The sequence below is a fragment of the Halorussus caseinilyticus genome (assembly GCF_029338395.1).
Lineage (GTDB): Archaea > Halobacteriota > Halobacteria > Halobacteriales > Haladaptataceae > Halorussus > Halorussus caseinilyticus.
The window spans coordinates 2675336-2697957 of sequence record NZ_CP119809.1; the positions used below are offsets into that span (position 1 = coordinate 2675336).

Annotated in this window: 26 protein-coding genes and 2 pseudogenes; 14 read left to right on the forward strand and 14 right to left on the reverse strand. The window is 65.3% G+C overall.

Features of this window, described 5'->3' with window-relative positions; translation table 11 throughout:
• Window positions 1-23: 23 nt before the first annotated feature.
• Window positions 24-458 (reverse strand): pyridoxamine 5'-phosphate oxidase family protein, encoded by a 435-nt coding sequence (locus tag P2T60_RS13550; protein ID WP_276279784.1) that lies wholly within the window; start codon window positions 456-458, stop codon window positions 24-26.
• Between the two features lie 310 nt (window positions 459-768).
• On the opposite strand from P2T60_RS13550, the gene P2T60_RS13555 reads away from it, so the two are divergent.
• Window positions 769-1968 (forward strand): carboxylate--amine ligase, encoded by a 1200-nt coding sequence (locus tag P2T60_RS13555; RefSeq protein ID WP_276279785.1) that lies wholly within the window; start codon window positions 769-771, stop codon window positions 1966-1968.
• A 513-nt stretch (window positions 1969-2481) separates the two neighbouring features.
• Here the strand turns inward: P2T60_RS13555 and P2T60_RS13560 are convergent.
• From P2T60_RS13560 to P2T60_RS13570, 3 genes are all read right to left on the reverse strand, one after another.
• Window positions 2482-3348 carry a dihydrodipicolinate synthase family protein gene (locus P2T60_RS13560; RefSeq protein ID WP_382210439.1) on the reverse strand — a complete coding sequence of 289 codons (867 nt, stop codon included), beginning with the start codon at window positions 3346-3348 and terminating at the stop codon, window positions 2482-2484.
• 661 nt (window positions 3349-4009) lie between these two features.
• On the reverse strand, window positions 4010-4684 hold the full coding sequence (locus P2T60_RS13565) for a potassium channel family protein (protein WP_276279787.1): 675 nt from the start codon (window positions 4682-4684) through the stop codon (window positions 4010-4012).
• A 64-nt stretch (window positions 4685-4748) separates the two neighbouring features.
• Window positions 4749-5108: a response regulator transcription factor gene (locus tag P2T60_RS13570; RefSeq protein WP_276279788.1), complete on the reverse strand. Its 360-nt coding sequence runs from the start codon at window positions 5106-5108 to the stop codon at window positions 4749-4751.
• A 164-nt stretch (window positions 5109-5272) separates the two neighbouring features.
• On the opposite strand from P2T60_RS13570, the gene P2T60_RS13575 reads away from it, so the two are divergent.
• Both P2T60_RS13575 and P2T60_RS13580 read left to right on the forward strand, forming a co-directional pair.
• On the forward strand, window positions 5273-5650 hold the full coding sequence (locus P2T60_RS13575) for a winged helix-turn-helix domain-containing protein (protein WP_276279789.1): 378 nt from the start codon (window positions 5273-5275) through the stop codon (window positions 5648-5650).
• Window position 5651: 1 nt separating this feature from the next.
• Window positions 5652-5927, forward strand: coding sequence for a DUF7521 family protein (locus P2T60_RS13580; protein ID WP_276279790.1), 276 nt, complete (start codon window positions 5652-5654; stop codon window positions 5925-5927).
• On the opposite strand, the pseudogene P2T60_RS13585 reads toward P2T60_RS13580, so the two are convergent.
• The 4 genes and pseudogenes from P2T60_RS13585 to P2T60_RS13600 form a co-directional block, all read right to left on the reverse strand.
• Window positions 5906-7177: pseudogene (locus tag P2T60_RS13585) on the reverse strand (RNA-guided endonuclease InsQ/TnpB family protein). The gene P2T60_RS13580 and the pseudogene P2T60_RS13585 overlap by 22 nt on opposite strands.
• A gap of 150 nt (window positions 7178-7327) precedes the next feature.
• Entirely contained in the window at window positions 7328-8107 is a 780-nt protein-coding gene (locus P2T60_RS13590; protein ID WP_276279791.1) for a creatininase family protein, read from the reverse strand.
• 36 nt (window positions 8108-8143) lie between these two features.
• Window positions 8144-8716 carry a DoxX family protein gene (locus tag P2T60_RS13595; protein ID WP_276279792.1) on the reverse strand — a complete coding sequence of 191 codons (573 nt, stop codon included), beginning with the start codon at window positions 8714-8716 and terminating at the stop codon, window positions 8144-8146.
• A gap of 135 nt (window positions 8717-8851) precedes the next feature.
• Window positions 8852-9325, reverse strand: coding sequence for a universal stress protein (locus P2T60_RS13600; RefSeq protein WP_276279793.1), 474 nt, complete (start codon window positions 9323-9325; stop codon window positions 8852-8854).
• A gap of 180 nt (window positions 9326-9505) precedes the next feature.
• Here P2T60_RS13600 and P2T60_RS13605 point away from each other — a divergent pair, with 180 nt between their 5' ends.
• A complete protein-coding gene (locus P2T60_RS13605) occupies window positions 9506-9994 on the forward strand; it encodes a universal stress protein (protein WP_276279794.1) in 489 nt (162 codons plus the stop codon).
• 30 nt (window positions 9995-10024) lie between these two features.
• Window positions 10025-10243: a DUF7511 domain-containing protein gene (locus P2T60_RS13610; protein WP_276279795.1), complete on the forward strand. Its 219-nt coding sequence runs from the start codon at window positions 10025-10027 to the stop codon at window positions 10241-10243.
• 69 nt (window positions 10244-10312) lie between these two features.
• On the opposite strand, the gene P2T60_RS13615 is transcribed toward P2T60_RS13610, so the two are convergent.
• Window positions 10313-10585: a DUF2249 domain-containing protein gene (locus tag P2T60_RS13615; RefSeq protein WP_276279796.1), complete on the reverse strand. Its 273-nt coding sequence runs from the start codon at window positions 10583-10585 to the stop codon at window positions 10313-10315.
• A 175-nt stretch (window positions 10586-10760) separates the two neighbouring features.
• Here P2T60_RS13615 and P2T60_RS13620 point away from each other — a divergent pair, with 175 nt between their 5' ends.
• Both P2T60_RS13620 and P2T60_RS13625 read left to right on the forward strand, forming a co-directional pair.
• The gene (locus tag P2T60_RS13620) at window positions 10761-11384 is read left to right on the forward strand and encodes a helix-turn-helix domain-containing protein (RefSeq protein WP_276279797.1); all 624 of its coding nucleotides are present in this window, start codon (window positions 10761-10763) and stop codon (window positions 11382-11384) included.
• A gap of 445 nt (window positions 11385-11829) precedes the next feature.
• Complete coding sequence (locus tag P2T60_RS13625) at window positions 11830-12105, forward strand: hypothetical protein (RefSeq protein WP_276279798.1); 276 nt, start codon at window positions 11830-11832, stop codon at window positions 12103-12105.
• A gap of 113 nt (window positions 12106-12218) precedes the next feature.
• Here the strand turns inward: P2T60_RS13625 and P2T60_RS13630 are convergent, their stop codons facing one another.
• Window positions 12219-12725 carry a halocyanin domain-containing protein gene (locus P2T60_RS13630; RefSeq protein WP_276279799.1) on the reverse strand — a complete coding sequence of 169 codons (507 nt, stop codon included), beginning with the start codon at window positions 12723-12725 and terminating at the stop codon, window positions 12219-12221.
• A 118-nt stretch (window positions 12726-12843) separates the two neighbouring features.
• On the opposite strand from P2T60_RS13630, the gene P2T60_RS13635 reads away from it, so the two are divergent.
• From P2T60_RS13635 to P2T60_RS13645, 3 genes are all read left to right on the forward strand, one after another.
• Window positions 12844-13371 (forward strand): DUF7998 family protein, encoded by a 528-nt coding sequence (locus P2T60_RS13635; RefSeq protein WP_276279800.1) that lies wholly within the window; start codon window positions 12844-12846, stop codon window positions 13369-13371.
• Window positions 13372-13588: 217 nt separating this feature from the next.
• The gene (locus tag P2T60_RS13640; RefSeq protein ID WP_276279801.1) at window positions 13589-14143 is read left to right on the forward strand and encodes a metal-dependent hydrolase; all 555 of its coding nucleotides are present in this window, start codon (window positions 13589-13591) and stop codon (window positions 14141-14143) included.
• Window positions 14144-14190: 47 nt separating this feature from the next.
• The gene (locus P2T60_RS13645; protein WP_276279802.1) at window positions 14191-15153 is read left to right on the forward strand and encodes a DUF5787 family protein; all 963 of its coding nucleotides are present in this window, start codon (window positions 14191-14193) and stop codon (window positions 15151-15153) included.
• A 142-nt stretch (window positions 15154-15295) separates the two neighbouring features.
• Here P2T60_RS13645 and P2T60_RS13650 read toward each other — a convergent pair.
• A pseudogene (locus P2T60_RS13650) lies at window positions 15296-16351 on the reverse strand (aldehyde ferredoxin oxidoreductase N-terminal domain-containing protein); the annotation flags it as partial.
• Window positions 16352-16552: 201 nt separating this feature from the next.
• Between P2T60_RS13650 and P2T60_RS13655 the strand changes: the two are divergent.
• The 3 genes from P2T60_RS13655 to P2T60_RS13665 all read left to right on the forward strand — a co-directional run bounded on the left by P2T60_RS13655 (window position 16553) and on the right by P2T60_RS13665 (window position 18705).
• Window positions 16553-17224 carry a universal stress protein gene (locus P2T60_RS13655; protein ID WP_276279803.1) on the forward strand — a complete coding sequence of 224 codons (672 nt, stop codon included), beginning with the start codon at window positions 16553-16555 and terminating at the stop codon, window positions 17222-17224.
• Between the two features lie 4 nt (window positions 17225-17228).
• Window positions 17229-17642 carry an SAM-dependent methyltransferase gene (locus tag P2T60_RS13660; protein ID WP_276279804.1) on the forward strand — a complete coding sequence of 138 codons (414 nt, stop codon included), beginning with the start codon at window positions 17229-17231 and terminating at the stop codon, window positions 17640-17642.
• Between the two features lie 445 nt (window positions 17643-18087).
• Window positions 18088-18705, forward strand: a complete 618-nt coding sequence (locus P2T60_RS13665) for a molybdenum cofactor guanylyltransferase (RefSeq protein WP_276282209.1) — start codon at window positions 18088-18090, stop codon at window positions 18703-18705.
• Between the two features lie 174 nt (window positions 18706-18879).
• Here the strand turns inward: P2T60_RS13665 and yqeC are convergent, their stop codons facing one another.
• The 3 genes from yqeC to P2T60_RS13680 all read right to left on the reverse strand — a co-directional run bounded on the left by yqeC (window position 18880) and on the right by P2T60_RS13680 (window position 20992).
• On the reverse strand, window positions 18880-19665 hold the full coding sequence (gene yqeC / locus P2T60_RS13670) for a selenium cofactor biosynthesis protein YqeC (protein ID WP_276279805.1): 786 nt from the start codon (window positions 19663-19665) through the stop codon (window positions 18880-18882).
• Window positions 19662-20120, reverse strand: a complete 459-nt coding sequence (locus P2T60_RS13675; RefSeq protein ID WP_276279806.1) for a DUF6653 family protein — start codon at window positions 20118-20120, stop codon at window positions 19662-19664. Before P2T60_RS13675 ends, yqeC begins: the two co-directional genes overlap by 4 nt.
• A gap of 89 nt (window positions 20121-20209) precedes the next feature.
• Window positions 20210-20992: a hypothetical protein gene (locus P2T60_RS13680; protein WP_276279807.1), complete on the reverse strand. Its 783-nt coding sequence runs from the start codon at window positions 20990-20992 to the stop codon at window positions 20210-20212.
• 155 nt (window positions 20993-21147) lie between these two features.
• Between P2T60_RS13680 and P2T60_RS13685 the strand changes: the two genes are divergently transcribed.
• Window positions 21148-22605 carry an arylsulfotransferase family protein gene (locus P2T60_RS13685; protein WP_276279808.1) on the forward strand — a complete coding sequence of 486 codons (1458 nt, stop codon included), beginning with the start codon at window positions 21148-21150 and terminating at the stop codon, window positions 22603-22605.
• The last annotated feature ends 17 nt before the right edge of the window (window positions 22606-22622 follow it).

Below are 22622 nucleotides of genomic sequence, written 5' to 3' on the forward strand. Positions count from 1 at the left end.
GACGCATCGGTCCCGCCGGGGAGTCAACTAACTAAGTCGCCGAACTTGCGCCCGGAAATCTCGTCGGGTCGTAGCCGGTAGAAGTCGAACGAGAGTTCGTCTACCGACTTCTCGACGGAGACGTTGAGCATGGGAACGTCGCAGTTTTCGGCGAACACGCTGGACGCCCGACTGGTCTCCTCGTCGGGGACGGGAACGAGTCGGCCGCGAGCGATAACGCTGAACGCCGGGTTGTCGTCCGTGAACGTGGTGAACGTGGCTACGTCGGTGGTCTCGACGAACGACATCTTGTCGCTGGCGTCGGCGTGGACGAACTGGAAGTACAGGTCGTCGCCGTCGTAGCCGAACGATTCGGGGAACGCGTAGGTTTCTCTCCCGTCGGTCAGCGAGAGGGTTCCGGAGTTACAGTCGCGGAGAAACGAGTTAACCTCGTCGTCGCACATCAGCGCGGCATCCATGGTATTAAATATTAAGTTTTTGCTATTAAACAGTTGTCATCGCGAGGGAACGCGACGGTCGGTGTGTCGGGGCGGAGCGCGCCGTCCGAACCAACCGCACGCGTACGGAATCCGGAAATATATACAATTCTTAAAGCAAGCCAAAGAAGGTGAAGAGAAATATAAACATGTCCGTCGAGCCGAGCGTCCATCGCAGGGCAGACACGGCGGTCGGTACAGTAACCCATCGATGCCGCAAGCGCACCCTACTGTCGGCGTGGACGGGGTTTGTCGCCACATACTGAAGCTAACTCGGGGGTAAATCGGTGACATGTCGCTGACTAACGACGACCCGCCGTCGGTCCTCGTGCCGACGGGTGTCGCGCCGTACAGTTACCCCTGTCTGCGGTCGCTGGGTCGCCGGGGCGTCCACACCGTCGCGGCGTCCGAACACGACCACGTTGCCGTGTTCGGGTCGCGGTTCTGCGACGAAACCGCCTCGCTCCCGTCGCCGGACGACGACCTGCTGGCCTACAAGGACGCGCTCGTGGACCTCGCCGCGCGCGAGGACGTGCGGACCGTGATTCCCGTCCGGGAGTACGACGCCTACCTGCTCTCGAAGTACCGCGACGAGTTCGCCGCCCACGTCTCGGTCGAAGTCCCGCCAATCGAGACGTTAGAACGGGTCCACGACCGGGTGAAACTCGCCGAGACCGCCGAGTCCGCGGGCGTGCCGGTGCCCGAGACCCGTCCCTTCGACGCGGTGGACGACTGGACCGGCGAGCGCATCGTCAAGTCCCGGTACAACCTGCTCGCCGACGAGTACGTGGACACTCACGGACCGAGCGAGGCCGAGGAGGTCAACAACGTCACCCACGTCCGACCGGGCGAGGAACCCGACCGCGAGACGATGCTGGCCGAGATGAGACACGACCCCATCGTGCAGGAGTTCGTCCCCACCAGCGACGAGTACATGTTCGCGGCGCTGTACGACAGCGGCGAACCGGTCGCCACGTTCCAGCACCGCCAGATTCGGGGCAACTCCTACACCGGGGGCGGCGGAGTCTACCGGGAATCGACCTACGACCCGGACCTCGAAAAGGCGGCCCGCGACCTGCTCGGCGAACTCGACTGGCACGGACTGGCCTGCATCGAGTACATGGAACACGCCGAGACGGGCGAGTTCTTCCTGACCGAAATCAACCCCCGGATGTGGCAGTCGCTCCCCTCGACGGTGCAGGCGGGCGCGGACTTCCCGCACTACTACTGGTTGCAGTCGCAGGGACGACGGGACGACATCGACCCCGACTTCGAACTCGGCGTCGGGAGTCACCTGCTCTACGGCGAATTCGGCTACCTCGTGAGCGTCCTCCGGGACGAATCGCCGTTCGTAGAGCGACCGACCCTCGGGAAGACCGCTTGGGAAATCGGCGAGTCGGTCGTCCGGCAACCCCGCTTCGACTTCCTGCGGTTGGACGACCCCCGGCCGTTCGTGAGTGGCGTGGTCCAGACGCTCTCGAAGAGCGAGTGAGGCGGCTTCTCGGAGTGTTTCGTCTCTCGCAGTTGCCGTGGTGGTCGGAGTCGTCGGTGTTGAAGTTGCTGTTTCCGCGGTTCCTGCGGTCTCTGTCGTCGTGGTTGCTGTTTTTGTCGTTGCGGTCTCTGTCGTCGGAGTCGGAGTCGGAGTCGGAGTCGGAGTCGGAGTCGGAGTCGGAGTCGGAGAGAACGCCCAGAAAGCCCCCGCCCGCTCGCGGTCGCTCTGCGGGATATTCTCGCGCCTCGCTCCGCTCGGCGCGTCGAATAGTGGCCCGCAGAGACGACCACGGTAAACGCGAGCGGGCGGCCCCTTTCGTCCACCCAGACTGGCGGTTGGGCCGCCGGGCGTTCGCGGTGGTCTGGTCCGCCGGGCGTTCGCGGTGGTCTGGTTCCCCGAGCGTTCGCTGGCGGTTCGTTGCACCGAGCGCAGTCCCGTGGTTCGGTCGGCCGAGCGTCCGCCGTGACCGTTCGGTCCCGCCGCTCTCTGCTCACCTCGAAAATCCGCTTCGGCCTACGGCGTGGCGTCTTCGACCAGTTCGGCGATTTCCGCGCGCACGTCGTCGCCGACCTCCCGGTGGGGACTGCGCGGATACCCCGCCGAGACGCCTCGCTCGGCCATCGCCGCCTTCGCGCCCGGCACGCCGTGCTTCGAGGTGACGGCCCGGTTGAGTTCAACCAGTTCGGCGTTGAGTCGCCGGGCCGCGGCGTCCTCGCCCGCCTGATGGAGTTTGAAAATCTCGCTGGCGCGCTCGGGCGCGACGTTCGCCAGTCCGAGAATCCCGCCGTCGGCACCCGATTCGAGCGCGTGGGCGTAGACGCTCCCGCTCCCGACGAAGAGGTCGAACTCCGCGTCCTCGGTCAGTCTGCGCTCGCGCTGGAGCGTCTCCACGTCGCCGCTCGAATCCTTCATCCCGGCCACGTTGTCGTGGTCGGCGAGTCGGCCGGCCACCTCCGGCGACAGTTGGACGCCGGTGTACGCCGGGACGCTGTAGAGGTAGACCGGAATCGGACTCCTGTCAGCCACCTCGCGGTAGTAGTCCTCCAGCGCCTCGCCGTCGTGGTGGTAGTAGAACGGCGTCACCACCAGCGCGGCGTCCGCGCCCGCCTCGTCCGCGAGGTCGGTCTGACGGAGCGTCTCTCTCAGTCCGGGGTGGCCGGTGCCCGCGACGATTGGCAGGTCGGTCTCGTCGGCGACCACTTCGACCACGCGAGCGCGCTCCTCGACGCCCATCAGTTCGGCCTCGCTGTTCGACCCGCAGGGAACGATGAAGTCCACGCCGCCGTCTTCGACCCAGTTGACGAGTTCGCCGAGTCGTTCGGCGTCGAGTTCTCCGTCCTCGTCGAAGGGCGTAATCAGCGGCACGCCGGTTCCGTACATACCTCCCGTCTCGCTCCGCCCGACCTTGAAGGTGGGCGACTCGGCAACTTCGAGGTCGGTCATCACGGTCCGGCGGCCGCCACGACTTCGACCGACTATCGCCCCGAAATCGCAGGACGATACCGCAGTCCGGCGGCGCGACGGTCGGCATCGTCTGACGTACTTTTAAGTAGGTCCCGTTCACACCCCCGACTGGGCGCGCATCGACGGCCTCTCTTCCCCCATCCTCCCACACCGCGCGCCCGGCACACCACCACACCCTCTCCCACTCCCCTTTCGATGCTTCCTCGATAGGTCGTCGACGAGTAACCGCGTGCTACGCGGGTATAAGCGGCGTTTGACCGGGTGTAGGTGGACGAAGCGCCCACCTACGCGCCCGACAGACGGCACATAACAAAGTCCGAACCCGCCAAAGAAGAGAATGCGCCCGACGGCTCGGGCGCGAAGCGTGCAGCAGTCTCCCGGTCGGCATCCCGACGACGCCGGAGGCTCTGGCGGCGAGTTGGCTTCTCGCCACAGTGTCACCAATCCTCCCACGAAAGTTCTCGTCTCGGGGTGCCAACCACTGACCCCGCGCTATCCACTGCCCTCCAGCCGATTTTTCGGGAGCTTGTACCCCACAGCGCCGAGTGTCGAGTGACGAGGTTCGAGCGACGATTGCTTACTCGGCCGTCTCCGCCGCCTCGCCTTGGAGACGCTGGCGCACGTCCGTCACGGCCATCTGGTCGGCGATGACCGCGAGTTGGTCGCCGCCCTCGATAGTCGTGTTCGGGAGCGGAATCGTCATGCGCTCACGCGCCCGGCCGTGGGCGTAGATGCGCGCGTCCTCCGGCAGTTCGACCGCGCTGACCTGCTGGCCGACGACCGGCGACCCGTCGGGAACGACCACCGTGGTCAACTGGAGTTCCGCGGTCAGGTCCGCGATGACGTTGAAGTTTCCGCCGAGCAGTGCGGTCTTGGCACCCGCCGCGCCGAGACGCTCGGGGTAGACCACCTCGTCCACGTCGTCGGCGAACTTGTGGTAGATGTCCTCGCGGTAGTCCTCGTCGATTCGCAGGACGGTCCGACACCCGTAGTGTTTGCCAATCATGCACGCGGCGAAGTTGACGTTCAGGTCGCCGGTCAACCCCCCGACGGCATCGGCGGTTTCGAGGTCGGTCTGTTCGAGTATCTCCTCGCTGGCCCCGTCGCCTTCGATGACTACGAACCCCTCCTTTCGGCCGTGTTCGGCCTTGTCGGTGTCGTCCTCTACGAGCGTCACCTCGTGGCCTTCCTCCTGCAGGATGCGGGCGGTGCGCAGGCCGACTCTGCCTGCACCAACGATAACAAACCTCATGCACCTACGTACTCCGAGAAGGGACAAAAGGGTTCGCGTCGAATCGGTCGGAGATTGCGACAGGTCAGTTCGAGACGGCTCCGTCGAGTAGGTCGGCCACCGTCTCGCGGACGACTTCGACCCCGGCGAGCGGTTTGGTGAGGTAGGTGTCACAGTCGAGGTTGCCGGACGGTTCGTCGGCCGAGACGATGGCGACCGGACAGTCGTACTCCCCGTCTCGAATCTCCGCGAGAAGTTCGTCGCCGGAAGCGTCGGGCAGGCGGCGGTCGAGCAGTATCGCGTCCACGTCGTCGTGGAACGACTCTCGGGCCTCTTCGCCGGTGTAGGCCGTCAGCACCTCGTACTCTTCGGGGAGCGCACGAGCGAAACCGTCCGCAAGCGGGCGATTGTCGTCTACAATCAGTACGGTCGGTGGTTTGCTCATAGGGATTTCGATAGGCACCACGTGTCCTCACCCCTCTATGAGAGACCAATCTATAACCATGGTACGGTTCGTTGCACACTGTTGCAGTTCGTTCCGCTCGCCTCGGCCGCTTTTCGGGACTGAAGTCGAACGTCTTATGTTCGTATCAGGATGAATTCCATTCGATGGTCCGCGACCCGCTCGGGACCGAGGACTCACCCGAACTCCAGTCCGTCCTCGACGCCTTGGACGACCCCGATTGCAGGCGAATCGTCCGCCAACTCGACGAACCCATGACAGCGAGTGAAATTTCCACCCAGTGTGACATCCCGACATCGACTACGTATCGGAAGCTAGAGCGACTCACCGACGCCTCGATTCTGACCGAGAAGACCGCCATCCGGACCGACGGCCACCACACCTCGGAGTACACCCTCGCGTTCGAGGAGGTCAAGGTGTTCTTGGACGAGAAGCGCCAGTTCGAGGTGACGATTTCCCGGCCCACCCAGTCTGCCGAAGAACAACTCGCGGGTCTCTGGGCCGAGGTCCGCAAGGAGACCTGAGATGGTTCACGTCACCTCTACCGTCGTCGCGCTCAAGACGATAACGCTGGTACTGGGCGGTCTCATCACCTACTTCGCGTTCAAGGCGTACCGCCGGACCGACGCCGCCGCGCTCAGGGCGCTGGCGCTCGGGTTCGGCACCGTCACGCTCGGGTCGCTTCTCGCGGGCGTCGTGGACCGCCTGCTCGACACCGCCGGAACGTCGGCGCTCGTCGTGGAGAGCGCGCTGACCGCGGTCGGGTTCGCAATCATCCTCTACTCGCTGTACGCCGAGTAAGTAACCCACGCCTGAAGTCGTGGGCTTTCGCGTGGACTCCCGTTCTGACCATTACTGGTGGGCGAATACTCGCCACTCACGTTCAGCGCCCCGCGATTCAAGCGCACACCTACGGGTGCGCCTCCATCGTCTGCGTTTTGCCGACGACGGAGATACTGCAAACCGATGTTCTTCGAGGCGTTGTAGTCGGCATGGTTCGTGTACCCACACTTTTGACACTCGAACGACTCTTGGTGGCGGTTGTCGGCGTGGGTAAACCCGCACGTTGAACACCGCTTCGATGTGTTGCGCGGGTCTACCTGTACGACTTCGAGGCCGTATTCGTCGGCCTTGTACTCGACGTACTCGTAGAAGCGTCGGAACGCCCAGACGTGTTGCCACGTCGCCTCCGGAACGTTTTCGCGGATATGGGTCAACTCCTCGAACACGATTTGCGAACAGTCGTTCGAGACGGCTTCCTCGATGAGTTCGTTCGCTACCGTGTGCAAGTGTCTCTCGAATCGCCCCGTTTCTTTGCGACCGACCGATTCGATGTTCTCGTGGGCGTGTCTCGAACCGCACTGTTGAAGCGACCCACGGCGGTTCTCGTATTCCCGACGCCAGTGGTTGAACTCGTTCGCCGACCAGAACACTCCCGTCGAAGCGACCGCGAGATTGTTGACACCCAAATCCACACCAAGGACTGTTCTGTGCTTGGAATTGGATTCGGAGTCGTCGGCTTCGACTTCCCGCATTGAAGCGTGGAGATACCAGTCACCGTCACGATACTGGAGGTGGGCCATCCGAAACTCGAAATCCTCGTCGGAGACGTACTTGGTCGGCGGTCTCCGAGTCGTCGGGTAGAATGTAGTCGCACTTGATACGCCCGTCTACGGTGGACAGCGATACGTAGTCACGGTGGAACGTCGCACTCCGTTCGTCGTAGACTGCGCTCTCGGCGGAAAAGGAGGGTCGGGACGTATTCTCACCACGTTTTAGACGGGAAACTCCGCTTTTGACGGCTTCAACGGCCCGTCGAATCCCCCTTTTTGAAGGGGGTTCGCAGTCAAGTCGGTTTCGTCGCGGAGACGGTCGTAGAGGGCGCGTTCGGCTTGAGCCTTTGAGGTGACGTGGTATCCGTCGTCGCCGTGCCAGCACCACTTGCTTGCGGTGTTAGCGCAGTGTTTGAACTGGTCGACCGTCTCGCGGAGTGCTGAATCAGCATCCGAAGGGGTGTCGAGTTTGCTGACGGCAGTACGACGGTACTCCACGAGAGTTCACATTACTCAAGACGGTTACTTAAACGCTCGGGAGTCGGCCTCCTACCGTTAGTAGTTGAATCGTCGTTGTCGGATTCTTCCCACGGCTGAAGCCGTGGGCTTCCTCCTTGCACTTCTGTGAGTCCCGGCGGTGCGGTCGTCTCAGACTGCTTCGCGCTCGGTCTCTATTCGCTCGACGTACGCGTCGGCTATCCGCTCCAGAATCGCCTCTCCCGCCTCGGCCGTCGCCTCCCGCGGGTCGCCGAGAACTCCGTTCTCCGTGATGGCCTCGAAGCCCTCGCCGAGCAGTCTCGAAGTCGAAATCTCGCCTTCGTGACCCGCTTCGAGTTCGTCGGTCCGGACGAGTCCCTCCGCGACTGCCAGCACGATGGCAGTTTCGACGGCCCCCGCGTGGACCACCGACTGTTCGTACTCGACGCCAGCGTCCCGAAGCCCCTCGTTCTGTAACGCCATGAGTTCGTCGAGGTCCGCCAGCGCAATCACGTTCGCGTCGAGTTCGCGGGCGATTTCGGGCGCGACGGTGTTGACCGGCGCGAAGTTCCCGCCGTGGGTCGGCACGAGGACGAGGTGTTCGAAGCCGTGGCCCGCGAGCGACCGGCAGTAGGACCGAATCAGGTCCATCAGCGTCTCGGGCGGAACCGTGACCGTGCCGGGAAACTCCATGTGGTGGCCCGAACACCCCGGCCGAATCGTCGGCGCGGCCAGCGCGTCACCGAGCTTCTCGGCGATGCGTCCGGCGAGTTCGTCGCCAGCCAACGTGTCCATGACGAGGGGAAGATGCGGCCCGTGTTGCTCGACGGACCCGACCGCGACGACTGCGGTTCGGGTTCCGCCTTCGAGGGCCGCCTCGACCTCCGGCCACGTCCGTTCGGCCAACTCGACCGATGCGTCTGCGCTTTCCGAACTCGTCGGTTCGGTCATGGACGCTCGTTCGAGCTATCGGGTGAAAAAAGCGGCTCACCCGAGGACGTACCGGAGTTTCGGGTAGCGTTCGACCAACATCTCGCCGCCCGTCTCGTACTTCTCCACGAGAGCGTCGAGTCCGAGGAGTCGGCCCGCGCCGAACGCGGCGACTGCGAGGAACACCATCATGTACGCGAGGTCGCCGTTGACGAGTCCGTGGGAGACCTCCCAGTTGCCGAAGTAGAACAGCAGCATCATGAACGCGCCGAAGAACGCCGCGAGGCGGGTCAGCGCGCCAACCAGCAGGCCCATCCCGATGAGGAACTCTCCCCACGGGACCGCAAGGTTGACGAACTCCACGAACCACCCGGTCTGGCCCATCCAGTGGAACAGGCCCGAGAGCGGGCTAGCGGCCGTGACGTTGGTCAGGTAGCCCGCGGCGTCGAACGGCTCTGCGGCGGTAATCTTGGTCCATCCGGCGTGGAGAAAGGCGTAGCCCATCATGAGTCTCAGCGCGACGACGAACCACGCGCTCAGGCTGTGAGCCTTCCCTCGGACGGTGACGCCAGCGACATCACTCTCGAAGACGTTCGCCTCGGTTCTGAACTTGGACGTGTCGGTGGCCATAGCGAATCACTCCTACGGGTAAACGTAGGGCGACCAACAGGGTATAAGGGGACACCGATTCCCAGAGCCTGAAAATCGGCGTGCGATGGCGTCCCACCGACCGGCGTCGGTTTCTCGTCCCGCTACGCCGTCGGTTCACCACCCGGTCATGCTGTCGGCGTCCGCCTCCGTCGGGACCGGGCGGCGGACGATGAGAACGTCGAAGGCCTCGTCCGAGGCGACCGTACTGCCGACGCTGTGTATCGACGTGACCATGTGCCCGGCGTTGTCGCTCCCGATGGCGACCAGCGAGGCGTCGGTGGCTTTCGCGGCGCGGCGCAACTCGCTGGCGATGGTGCCCGCCGAGGCGTACCGGCCGACCGTCTCGTGGCGGAAGTCGGCGTGGGGCGCTACGTCGGTCACTCGCTCGTGGAGTCGGCCGACGACCGTCTGCAAGTCGAACTCTTCGCCCGGCCCGAGCCAGTCGCGTTCGCGGGCGTACTCGGCGTCTCCATCCGGGACGATGGTGAGTGCGAGAACGTTCTCCTCGAAGGCCTCGCCGAGCGCGGTCGCGCGCACGAGAGCGGCCTCCGAGAGTTCGGAGCCGTCGAACGGAACTACGATTGTCATGTGTGAATAGTGGGAGTACGGGCATATATTCCATACATTCTTTTCCCAGACCGCGAGAAGAGCTACTTTTAGTTGGATATTGAACAAGATACGGGTTCGTCGGCGGGGTCGCGTCCGTTTTTCATCGCGTGAGAACGACTCAGCACTTATATACGCGCCCGGTCCGGAGTATCGAACGTAATGTACGACACGGTGTTGCTTCCGACCGACGGAAGCCAAGCTATGGAGACTGTGGTCGAACACGCCCGAGACGTGGCCGGTCGGCGCGGGGCCGACGTTCACGTTCTCTACGTCGTGGACGACCGAGCGTTCCTGACGCTCGACGACGACCGCGTTCCCGAAGTGACGGACCGCCTCCGCGAGGAAGGCGAGCGCGCGACCGACGAGACTGCGACCGCCTTCGACGACGAGAACGTCTCGGTGACGACCGAGATTCGGCAGGGTAACCCGTCCGACGAGATTCTGGCCGTCGCCGACGAACGAGACGCCGACCTCGTGGTCATGGGCACCCACGGTGCCGACCCGACCCGAAACATGCTCGGGAGCGTCTCCCAAAAAGTCGTCACGCTCTCGACGGTACCCGTGCTGACCGTCGATATTACGGACGCCGACGACGACGGTACCTCGCCGGTCGTCGAGGCCGCCTTAGACGCCAACTCCGAGAACTGATTGCCCCCTGTCGCCCTCCGACCTCTAATCATGACGAACACTGCCCCGACGAACGCCGACGACGAAACGCCGCCGACCGACGACGCACCCGCCGACGGACCCGACGAACTGACCGCAGTCGTGGTAGAACGCGACTCCGAGTCGGACCAGTGTACCCTCTATCCGACGGGCGCGTCGGACGAAGCACTCGTAACCGAGTGGATTACCGCCGAAGAAGGGTCGTTCGTCTCCCTCGAAGAGATGCGCTGACCCCGAGACGCCCCGAACCGACGAGACGCCGGGCGGCGACTCGGACGCGTCGCGCACGAACCGACGGACTTACTTCTCGGACCAAATCGCCGTCAGCGTGACGCTCTCGTCGGTGACGGTCTCGAACTCGTAACCTCTATCGGCGAGTTTCGGGTAGAGGTGTTGCGGTGCCCGGTCGTTGGCCTGCACGAGGACCGTCCCGTCGGGGAGGGCCGCCAGCGTTTCGAGCGTCCGAGTCAACGGTTCGGGCGGTCCGAGTTCCCGAACGTCGAGAACCTCGCGCGACTGGTCCGGCGGGGCGTCGGTGCGTTCGACCGCTCGCTCGGCGAAGTCCGTCTGCATAGTCGCCGCTACGCAGTCTCCGATTACGACGCTTGCCCCGAACGCGTTCGGCGTCGCCGGACCGGTCGGGAGTCGGACCGACGAATCGGTTCGGCGCGGCGGCTCGGCCGCCGCGCCGAACCGAACATGTTCGAGAATACTTATCCGTGCGTGCGGCGAGACGGTTACGGTAGAGATGCCAACCGCGAAACTACACATCACGCTCCCCGACGACGTGTGGATTTCCGAGGTGTCCTCGGAGTTTCCGGACGCCGAGTTCCGGGTGCTGGCGGCGTTTCCGGCCGAGGAGACCGGCGTCGGACTGCTCGAAATCACCTCACCGGACCTGCCGACCGTGGTCGGCGCAATGGACGACCGAGAGGACATCGTGCGCCTCGACCTCCAGCAAGCCTCCGAGGAGTCGGCCCTCGTGGAGTTCGAGACGGACTCGCCGCTGTTGTTGTTCTCGGTACAGGAGTCGGGCCTCCCGCTCGAACTCCCGTTCGCCATCGAGGACGGCGTGGCCGAGGTCGAAATCACCGCCTCGCGCGACCGACTCTCGGCGTTCACCGCGCAACTGGAGGCGTTCGGGATGTCCTTCGAGGTGGAGTACGTCCGCGAGATGCGCAACTCCGAGAGTCTGCTGACCGACCGCCAGCGGGAACTGCTCAACGCCGCCGTCGAGGAAGGCTACTACGACACCCCGCGAGAGTGTTCGCTGACCGAGTTGGCCGAGCAAGCGGACGTGGCGAAATCGACCGCGAGCGAGACGCTTCACCGCGTGGAGGAGAAAATCGTCAAGGAGTACTGCTCGGGATGAGACGGAAGAAGCGGCAGAAAGACGCGTGGTCGCTATCGAAACCGTGTCGCTAGACGGACTTCACCCCGCCACGGAGTCCAGAAACCCGCGAAGGGACGTAAGCCGGACGCTCCACGAACTCGGACGACATGTGCGAACGCGAACGGTTCAACCCGCGGTAACGAGGCTACAACGGTCGTTACGACCGCTCTGGCGCGGGTTTCGCTCGGCGGACTGGGTCCGCCGTCGCAGCGACTCCCCCTCGAATAGACGTTCGTAATCCAGAGCAAACGTCTTCTGGCCGCGATTGGGAAGAGTTCCCAAGAATACAGACGTGAATCGCTACTGGCGAAACCGGAAAATACCTATCGACGCACGGATAGCAGTCGTTTTCGGCCTCTCGTCGGAGAACGCCGAACGACCGCCGGAGAACGAGGGAGTCGGGGGCCGCGAACCGAGGTCAAATATGAAACGAGAACTACTGCCAATCGCTATCGCCCTCGCCGTCGCCTTCGCTCTCACCGCGGGCACGGGCATGGCGATGGCGGGTGGCGACGGCCACAAGAAGTGCGCGAAGTACAAGTACAAAATCAAGCACAAACCGCCGGGGAACCCGCACAACGCCCAGTACATCTGGGTCGGGAGCAAGAACGCCGCGCTAAAACACAAGTACAACCACGGCGACAAGATTCTGAAGAAGAAGTGTGTGAACTACAAACACAAAAAGAAGCATAAGTGGTAGCACGGAAGGCGAGTATCGACGCACCGCATATTCCACTATTTATCCTTCGGCGGCCGCCGAGCGATTCGGTCGGGCGTCGTCCCGGCTTGACCATTCGCCGGTCGGCCGTGGGCTTATTCGACGACGATTGCGCCCTTCATCCCCATCGCCTTGTGGGGCGTGCAGTAGTACTTGTACTTTCCAGTGCCGTCGAACTCGTGCGAGAAGGTGTAGCCTTCCCCACTCTTTTGCTCGCTCTCGAAGTCGCCGCCGTCGGCGACGACGTTGTGGAAGCTTCCCTTCCCGGTCCACTCCCAGACGACTTTCGTCCCCTTCGAGACTTTGACCGCCGCGGGACCGAACGCGAAGTTGCCGCCGTTGCCCTTCGTGCCGACTTTCACCGTTACCTCGGACTCGCCGGTTTCGTCTACCACGCCGTCGTAGTTCGACACGCCGTCGAACCACCCGTCGAAACTCACCGAGTTGCTTCCGGAGTCGCCGCCCGAGTCACCGCTGGTATCCGAGTCGCCGCCGTCTTCGTCGTCGCCGCCACTGCTGGAACAACCGGCGAGTGCCGCGCTCGCCGCACCGACGGCCATCGTCTTCAACATCGTTCGTCGGTCGAGGGTATCTCGATTCATCTCGTCTCCGAGTTTGAAGCCGACATAAATGGGACTACTCTTGATTCCCACGCAGTGAAAACGGTCGGCGAACGTGTTCGGAGACACTGCTACCCGCCGTCCGGCGCTACCGACGGGTATGCACGTCCCGCGACTCTTCGCCACCGACGACGAGACGTTCGACGGGTACGACGAGTTCCGTCCGGACCACTTGCCCGAACCCGGCCGGTTCTTGGAGGGGGCCGACCTGTTGACCGACGACGACCACTGCGCGTTTCACCGACGCACGCGCGACATCTTCGAAGCGCGCGGCGTCTACGACGCCGCCTTCGGCTACAACCTCGCGCGCCTGAACCTCGATAGCCGACACCCCGACGCGGGGTGGCGCTACGCCCGCGTGCCCGGCGAAACGTCCGACGGCGACGACGCCGACGTTCTGCTCGCGGAGTTCACGCCGACGACCGAGTTCTGCCCGCAGAGCGACAGCCTCACGGTCGGAGCGTTCCGGGCGTGGAACGGCCTGACCGACCGCCACGGCTACGACCGGGTGTCGGTCGCCGTCGCGCCGATTCACCACCGGAGTACGGACATCAACGAGCGACTGCGACGGATGGAAGACCAACTTCGCGACGGTGAAAGCAATATAGCTCGTTCTAAAAGAACGTAAAATATGTCTCAGAAACCGGAAGACGAGGCTGAAACGGGTCGCGACGACTCGTCGCTCCCCTTCTGAGTCGGCGGCGGGTCGTCCCGACGGGACGACCCGTCCGCGTGCCGGGCGGAACGAAGCGGCCGGTCGCTCGCGGACCAACCGACCCGCGAGCGACCGGGGACCGAATCCGCCCTGCCATCAAGAGTTTAGGCGAACACATTGAACAATAGGTATGGTCGACGTAGTCGGACACCTCGGGATGGCACTCCTCTGGCTCGCACCGGCATGGCTCGTCATCGAACACCGGAAGACCGCCACGACGTTCGTCGCCGCGGGCTTCTGGTTCGGGATGTTACCCGACGTTGACCTCGTGCTGAAGGGCATCTTACCGACGGTCAAACACCACGGCATCTTCCATACCCTGCTGGCGGTCACCGTGATGGCGGCCGTCATCGGTCCGCTGGTCGGGTTGGTGCTGAAGAAGACGCTGGGCGGCTCGGAGTGGTTCTCGGAGGCCGCCGAACGAAGCGCGCTCGCGTTCGGGTTCGTGATGGTGTTCGTCGCCGGGACTGCCCACGTCTTCGCCGACATGCTCTCGGCCCCGGACATCGCGGAGGCGGTCGAACCGTTCTGGCCGATTTACCAGCAGTCGCTCGGCATCGACGTAGTGTGGTATAACAATCCGTGGTTCAACTGGGGCCTGCTCGTCGCGGGTATCGCGGTCAACGTCGGTCTCTACTACTGGCAGAAGCCGAGTACCGGGAGCGGCGTCTCGACGACATCGTAGCGAGCGACGAGCGAGGCTTTTTCTCCACTCCGTCCCGAGTCGGGAGCGTGCGCGAGTACCCCTTCGAGTTGGCGCTGTGCGCGCACCTCGAAGCCCACGAGGAGGCCGTCGTCGCCCGGCAACTCGGCGGCGGCGTCCGCGCGCCCGCCAACCGCGTCCTCGACGTGGTGGCGGTCGAACCCGGCCCGGCGTTCGAGGCGCGAGCGAACCTGACGCCCGAGACGATTCCCGACGCCGCCATCGAGAGCGACGTGGGCGTCGGGCGGGCGCGCGACCCCGCGGCGGCCATCGACGCCCGACCCGACCGCGCCCGCCGAATCGCCGAGCGAGCGGTCGAAGTCGGCTTCTTCGAGCGAGCGGTCGGCGGCGGGGTCCGACGGGTCGCGCGCTACCCCGACGACTGGTTCGGCCGACTCGTCGCAATCGAGAACAAACCCGACCTCGGCGACCCCGGAGAGTTGCGGGCGCAACTCCGGAAGGACGCGAGTCTCGCGCTGGCCGACGAAGTTGTCCTCGCCACCGAGAGCTACGTCACCGGCGCGCACCTCAACCGCATCCCCGAGGAAGTCGGCGTCTGGCGCTTCGACCACGAGTCCGGCGACCGGGAAGTCGTCCGCGAACCGACCCCGCTCGACGCCGACGACTGGGGCCTCGAACTCCTCGAAGAACACCCCATCAGGACCGACGTGGCCGCGGTTCCACCGGAAGCGAAGGCCCGCCAGCGCAGGCGGGTGGCCGAACGCGCCTACGGCAAAGGCTGGCGACCCGAGGCGTTCCCGGCCTGCGCCGAGACCGAGAACGCGACCCGCGAGGGGAGCGCGGGCCTGCCGTTCTGCAACTGGAAGGGGCGGGTCGTCAACCCGGCCCACTGCGGCCCGGACTGTCCGGGCCACGACCCCGCGGACCCGCCGGAGGTGGACACCGACGCGGCCCGCGACGGCCGGACGCCGTGGGTCGCCGACGCCGAGCGAAAAGCGAGGCGGCAGTCGGGACTCGACAGGTTCGGGTAGCCGTCACCACACCGGCGTCCCGTCGTCCACCGCGTCCAGCAGGTCCAACTCGGCCAACGACTCCCGCGTCGGCCGACCCGTCTCGCCCAGCCCCGAAGTTCGTAGTACGAAGAGAGCAGGTCCTCGAACTCCCCCGCGTCGATTCGCTCGCCCGAACCGCCCACGCGACGGCGTTGCCCGCGCTGATTACGTCGATGCCGAGGCGGTCGCAGGTCTCGCCGAGGGTCGCTACCGCGTCGAAGTCGGCGATGCCGAGACCCGACCCGAGCGAGATTGCGGTCGCGCCGCGCGGGACGACTTCGCCGTTGTCGTTGTCGTCGCCGCTCTCCACCCGAAACCCGCCGGGGGTCGGACCCTCGCGCTCGCGGGCGACCGCGGCCCGGCGGACCGCTTCGATGCCGACCGCGCCCGCGCCCTCGAACGACCCGTCCTGCCAACCTCTGGTCGGGAGAACGCCCACCTCGTCGGCGAAGTCCACGGTCTCGACGGTCTCGCTCGCGGCCTGCCAGCGCCCGGTGTCGTCGGCGGCGAAGCGGGTCTCGTAGTCGTCCCGGAGGTCGGCCAGCGCCTCGGGCGGTTCGGGCGGCGCGCCGTCGGCCACGACCGCTTTCAGCTTCTTCGACCCCATGACGGCCCCGGCACCGCCACGGCCCGCCTGATGGTCGCCGCCGTCGGAGGCGATGGTGGCGTACCGGACTCCGCGCTCGCCCGCGGGACCGACGCAGGCGACGGGCGCGTCGAAGGCCTCGCAAGTCGTCGCGGCGTCGGTCCCCCACAGGTTGCCCGCGGGTTCGAGCGTCGCGCTCCCGTCTCCGATTCGCAGGACGGTGGGTTCGTCGGCCGCGCCCGTCACGAGGACTGCGATGCAGTCGCCGAGCGCGCCAGCGAGTGCGGCGGGGAACCGCCCTCCGGCGTAGGAGTCGAGGAAGGTGCCGGTCAGCGGCGACTTCGTGACGGCGGCGTATCGCGGTTCGCCGGGGGTCACACCGGAGAGCGGGCCGAGCGAGAACAGCAGAACGTTCTCCGGGCCGAGCGCGCGGATGCCGGGGCCGAGTTCGTCGTAGAGGTACCGGGCCGCGAGTCCCTTTCCGCCGAGAAACCGGCGTCGCCACTGCTCGGGGACTGGTTCGGTCTCGACGCGCCCGGTGGTCAGGTCCACCCGGAGGAGTCGGTCCGGCGGTTCGTATCCCACGCCCATCTCGACAGAGGTACGCCGTGGCCCGTGGTAACACTTCGGGCGCGGGAGGGGATTCGGACGGCTGTCGGGACGCACGGTGGAACCTCTTCGACCCGCGCGTGCGGGGCTTTCTGAGCGTCCGTCGTCGCGGCCCCTCCCCTACCGCGTCACCCCAACCCCGTATCGGCGATTCCCAGTCGGATAGAACGGGCGAGGAGATATATGAGTCTCAGCGTCGAAGCGTCGAACATGTACGACCGAATTCTGGTGCCGACCGACGGGAGCGAACAGTCCGCAGTCGTCTCGCACGCGCTGAACGTGGCCGAACTCTGCGACGCGACGGTCCACGCCCTCTACGTCGTGGACGAGAAGGCGCTGGAGTACCAGCCATCCGAGGCCGGGCGCGAGGAGACCCGCGAGGCCCGAAAGTCAGAGGGCGAGGAGGCAGTCGCCAACATCGTGGAGGCGGCCGAAGACCGGGGTCTCGAGACCGTCACCGCCATCGAGGAGGGGACGCCCTCGGAGGCAATCGTCGCCTACGCCGACGACGAGAACGTGGAGATGATTGTGATGGGCACCCACGGCCGGTCGGGGGTGGACCGCTACGTCCTCGGGAGCGTCACCGAGCAGGTCGTCCGCAAGAGCGAGGCCCCGGTGTTGACCGTGAACCTCGCCCGCCAGCGCCGGGCGGTCCGGGACGACGAGACGGCCGTCGAGCGCGCGAAGGCGGTCCTCCGCGAGGAGGGTCACGAGGTGGCCGAGGTGCCCGAAGCGCCGTACCGCGAGAGCAATACGTGGCTGGTCCGGACCGTCACCGCCGACGGAGACACCTTCAACGTCCACATCGACGCCGCCTCGGGCGAATCGCGGGTGGCCCAGATTCGGAGCGAGTGAGACGATGGGCGAGACGGACGGAACGAGGGACATCTCGTGTTCGCCCATCGGGATGGCCCGGACGCCGTTCGAGACCCGCGGGGACGCGCCGCGGCAGGGCGTCGAAGCGGACGCGGTGGGCGAACTCGTCCTCGACGACGCCTACGCGGTCGGACTGGCGGGAATCGAACCGGGCGAGGAGTTGCTGGTCGTCTGGTACGCCGACGAAGCGGACCGGTCGGTGCTGGAAGTCGAACGCGGCGGCCACCGCGGGGTGTTCGCCTCGCGTTCGCCCGACCGACCGGTTCCGCTCGGTCTGACGCCCTGCACGGTGGCGGAGGTGGACGGCGCTCGCGTGACGGTACGGGGCGTGGACATGCTCGACGGGACGCCGATTCTCGACCTGAAGCCGCCGCTCTCGGGGTTTCCACACGGGTGAGGGCGTGTGCGGGCCGGGTTCGACTTCCGTGGCCCCGCTCGCTACGGAATGGTACAGCAAACGCAGGTATCGTGTCGAAGAAGTCCCCGAAAGCCCCCGCCCGCTCGCAGTCGCTCGGTGACGTATCCTCGGTTCGCCAGCGCTCACCTCGGATAGGGGTCACTGAGGCGACCACGGTGAACGCGAGCGGGTGGCCTCTTTATCCCCCTGTCGGTTGACGGGCCGAGCGTCCGCTGTCGGTTGACGGGCCGAGCGTTCGCTGGCGGCCGGTCGCCGCGACCGCGGCGACCGGCCGCGAACGTGGAGGCACGGAGAATTGTTTTGTAGGGAATTAAATCTAACTTCTAAACGTGATTATACATTTCTTTCGGAAACCTATATGATGCTCAGACTCGTCGCCGAGACCGCCGCGGGGTATTTCCCACTGGCCGTCGAACCTCGCGGCATGCCCGCCGGAGTCGTCGTCGCCGGTGGTCGCTCGACGCGGTTCGGCGAGGGCGACAAAGCGGTCGCCGACCTCGCCGGAGTGCCGATGATTCGCCGGGTCGCCGACCGTCTCGCGCCCGTCGTGGACGTTCTCGTGGTCAACTGCCGGGCCGACCAGCGCGCGTCCGTCGCGGCGGCGCTGAAGGGCTACGACCGGCCGGTCCGGTTCGCCATCGACCCCGACCCCGACGAGGGACCGATGGCGGGCATCCGGACCGGCCTGCGCGAAGTCGAAGCCACCGACGCGGCGTACGCCTTCGTCGCGGCCTGCGACCTGCCGTTTCTCGACGCCGACCTCGTGGCTCACCTCTTCGAGCGCGCGGCGTCCCACGACGCCGCGGTCCCTCGGCCGACCGAGTGGTTCGAGACGACTCACGCCGTCTACCGGGCGAAAACGATGGCCGACGCCTGTGACGACGCGCTGGCGTCGGGCGAGACCAAGATTATCGAACCGCTGTTCGAGCTGGACTACGTGGTCGTCGAGGGCGAGGAGTTGGACGCGTTCGACGAGGCGAGTTTCGAGAACGTCAACACCCGCGCGGAGTTCGAGGCCGCCGCGGAGCGCCTGCGGGAGTGACCGTGTGAGTCGGCGGGCGAACGGCGGCGTGAGTCCGACGGAAGGCGGACGACCGGAGTCGCCGGGACCCCGGACCGCGGGAAACGACGACGGAACGCTAGCTACAGGCTTGAGCCACTGAAGACCGCACAGCACCGCAACCGCTCCGCCACCACGGGCCGCGCTCACCCCGACTCACTCCACCACCGCGACCACGGGGTCGTCGGCGACCATCCGGGTCAGCGCGACCCGCGGCACGTCGGCGCGGGCCAACACCTCGTCGGCGATTTCGCGCGCCACGTCCTCCAGTTCCGGCGAATCGACCATGTTGACGACCGGAATCGCGGTCGCGCCCTCCGCAACCCCCTTCAGACCGCCGTCGTCGCTGGCGAGGACCGCCGCCACGTCCGCGGGCCGAATCCCGTCGCCCACTTCCCGGCCCGCGAGCGCGGCCACGCGCTCGGGGCGGTGGACGTGCCCCTCGGCCAGCGACTCGCCGACGACCCGCGCGCTGGCGATGGGGACCACCGTGTCGGCCGTCGCGGGGACCTGCGGTTCGCGCTCGTCGGGAGCCTTCAGCCACCGGGTGCGCGCGCCGTCGGCCTTCACGAGGACCGGACCGTCGTGGGCCGCGGCGATGGTCCCGACCGTTTCGGCGTCGTAGCCCCGGTAGCGGTCCTCGCGCTCGCGTTCGGGAACGAGTCCGAGCGGGAAGCGGTCGGCGCTCCGGAGCGCCGCCACGGGGTCGTCGGTCACGACCACCTCGGCGACGTGCGCGTCGAAGATGGGGATGCGCACCGTCGCGGTGACGACCGGCCGACCCCCGGCGGTTCCGGCCGCCCTGCCAGTTCCGTCCCTCCCGCTGGTCCTCCCCTCCCCGCCGAGTCGGTCGGCCAGCGCGTAGAGCGTCGTCTTCTTCCCGCCCGCGCCGACGACGCAGGTCAGGTCCGACTCGGCGTCGAGGGCTTCGGGCAGGTTCATCCTCGCTCTCCCCCAGTCTCCCGGCCGGTCTCTCGCTCGTACAGTTTCACCATCCGGCCGACGAACGCGAGTTTCAGAATCATCGCCAGCGCGGTGAGGGCGGCGGTCCGGGCGGGCCGCCGCCGGACGGCCGAGTAGAGCGCGTAGCAGAACACCGGCACGTTGAGGACGTTCAGGAGGTTCGCCCGGCCAGCGTCCGCGCCCTGCACCCACAACTGCTCGCCACGGACTCCCTTCGTCATCCAACTCTCGTCGGCCACCGAGTCGGGTTCGGCGAAGAGGACGGGGTTGACAGCGACGAACGCAACTGTCGCGGCCAGCAGTCTCCAGTTGCGGGTGTAGACGGCGTACACCAGCAGGGGTCCGGTCGGCACGCGCGACCACCCGCTGGCGGGGTTGGCGTGGCGCTCCCAGAAATCGGCGTCGGCGAGTCGTCGCCGGAAGGAAGTTGGCATGTGACCAACCGACAACGTTCGAAATCAAGAAGCTATGCCTATCGAGGCGAGTCACAGCGAACTAATCGAAAATAGACTGTTCGAGGGCGCTACATAGTAGCGGTAACCTGCACCATACCATACTCAGCAGTCGTAGAACTCTTTTTCAGAACTTCATCATTTTGGATAATCTTGATAGTCAATCTCTTATTCGCGCCGCCGTCTCTCTTCTGGGCGTTCGCCGAGACAACCGAGGGGCTTCCCTTGACATCGATGCTCTTCGTTCCTGCCCCTTGAACCGAGCGTATCTTTCCGTCGGCCGAAACCGAACCCTGCCACTCACCGTCGTAGATTACCTTAACGGAGAGATTCGACCCGCCGGGAGAACTTCCGGATGGCCCGGAGTCGAACTCCGAGGAAGAGACCTGTGCTAGACCGTACTCAGCGGTTGTGGAACTCTTTTTCAGAACTTCCCCACCTTGAATAATCTTGATGGTTAGCTTCTTGTTCGCGCCGCCGTCTCTCTTCTGGGCGTTCGCCGAGACGACGCTAGAGTCCCCCGAAACTTCAATCGTCTTCGTGCCGCCCCCCTGAATCGACCGACTTTTGTCTATCGTCGAAATCGACCCACTCCACTTACCGTCGTAAATGACTTTGACGATAAACGAACTGGACGACGTATTCGTGGTCGTGTTGGTCTCGTTGGTCGTTGGGTCATTCCCCTCAGTTGTAGTTCCACCACTATCTATAGTGGTCTTACCGTCATCTGTCGTCCTCTCACTAGTGGTATCGTCAGTGGTCTCGCCACCACTAGAACACCCCGCAAGTGCGAACGACAGGGCCGAACCACTTATCGTGAGAAACTGTCGTCTGGATGGACCTGAACTGTCCATACAGGAATGCATCTGCGAATTCTATTAAATTCTCTTACATCTATTAGGTGCCGCAGGAGAACACAAAGTATTCACGTCGAACCACCGACAACTGCGACCGAGTAATCGCGCCCTAACCAGTAGGTAAAAACCGCCGAACGACGATACCAGCATCCATGCAAGCGACCTCCCGGCGGCCACTCGCCGTCGCGTTAGCAGTGTTGTGTTGTCTCTCGATGGTGACTCCCGTGGTCGCCACCCCGGACGGGACCGCCCCGAAAGGTGTCGCCCAGAGCGCGACCGACGGACCGCAGAACCCCTGTGCCGGGACTATCGACACCCCGACGAACGGAACCACTGTCATCAGCGTCCAAGGGTTCAAGTTCGGGAAGAACGGTGGCAAGCGCCCGGCCAAGCTCGTCGCCGTCGGGCCGAGCGGAGACGTGAAGTGGGTCCACCAGAGCGCCCAGAAGTACGACGTGGTGTGGGGCTACGACGTGGACCCGATGGACAACGGGAACCTCTTCGTCACCGCTACCGTGCAGGGCCACAAAACCCTCGTCTACGAACTTGACCCCGAGACCCAAGAGCGCGTCTGGTCGAAGACGTTCGACCTCGGCGACACCCACGACGCCGACCTCATCAACGACGGCGAGGAGATTCTGCTGGCGAACATGCGCAACTACGACGAGTCGTCCGAGCGCAACGACGACCGCATCTTCGTCTACAACCGCACCACCGAGCGAATCGAGTGGGAGTGGCGCTTCGACGACCACTACGACCCCGAGGACCTCGAAGAGAACTACACCGACGACTGGACTCACGTCAACGACGTGGACAAAATCGGCGAGGGTCTCTACCTCGCGTCCCCGCGGAACTTCGACCAAGCCATCGTCGTGAACCGCTCCACGAACGAAATCGCCATGAAACTCGGCGCGGACGGACAGAAAGACATTCTCAACGAACAGCACAACCCCGACTACCTCGAAAGCGAGAACGGGACGCCCACCCTGCTCGTGGGCGACAGCGAGAACGACCGCATCGTGGAGTACGCCAATCCGGACGGGGACCTGACCGACGGCGACGGCTGGAACCGGACGTGGACGCTGAACGGGGACCTCGACTGGCCCCGCGACGCCGACCGACTCCCGAGCGGAAACACCCTCGTCACCGACTCCAGCAACCACCGCGTTCTGGAAGTGACTCCCGAGGGCGAGGTCGTCTGGGAGTTCTACGCGCCGTGGCTAGTCTACGACGCGGCCCGAATCCCGGCGGGCGAACACGGCGGCCCGACCGCGACCGACCTGAACGCCACCGGCACCTACGAACTCAGCGGCGATAGCGACCTCCACCGGAATCAGACGCGACTGAACGCGTGCCACGACGTTCTCCGGAACGTCAGCGGGTGGGCCGAGGGTCAGCGCCCCGCCGACCAGAACGGCGACGGAACCTCGGAGGGCGCGATGGACGATGGGACCGACGACGCCGACACGAGCGACGACGGCGCGAGCGAGAACGCCGACGAGAGCGGCGAACCGGCCGACTCGACTGGGGTTCCCGGCTTCGGACCGCTCGCGGCGCTCGCGGCCCTCGCAGTGCTGTTCGTCGGACTCGGCCTGACGCGGCGTCGGTAGCGCGAGGACGAGCGCGC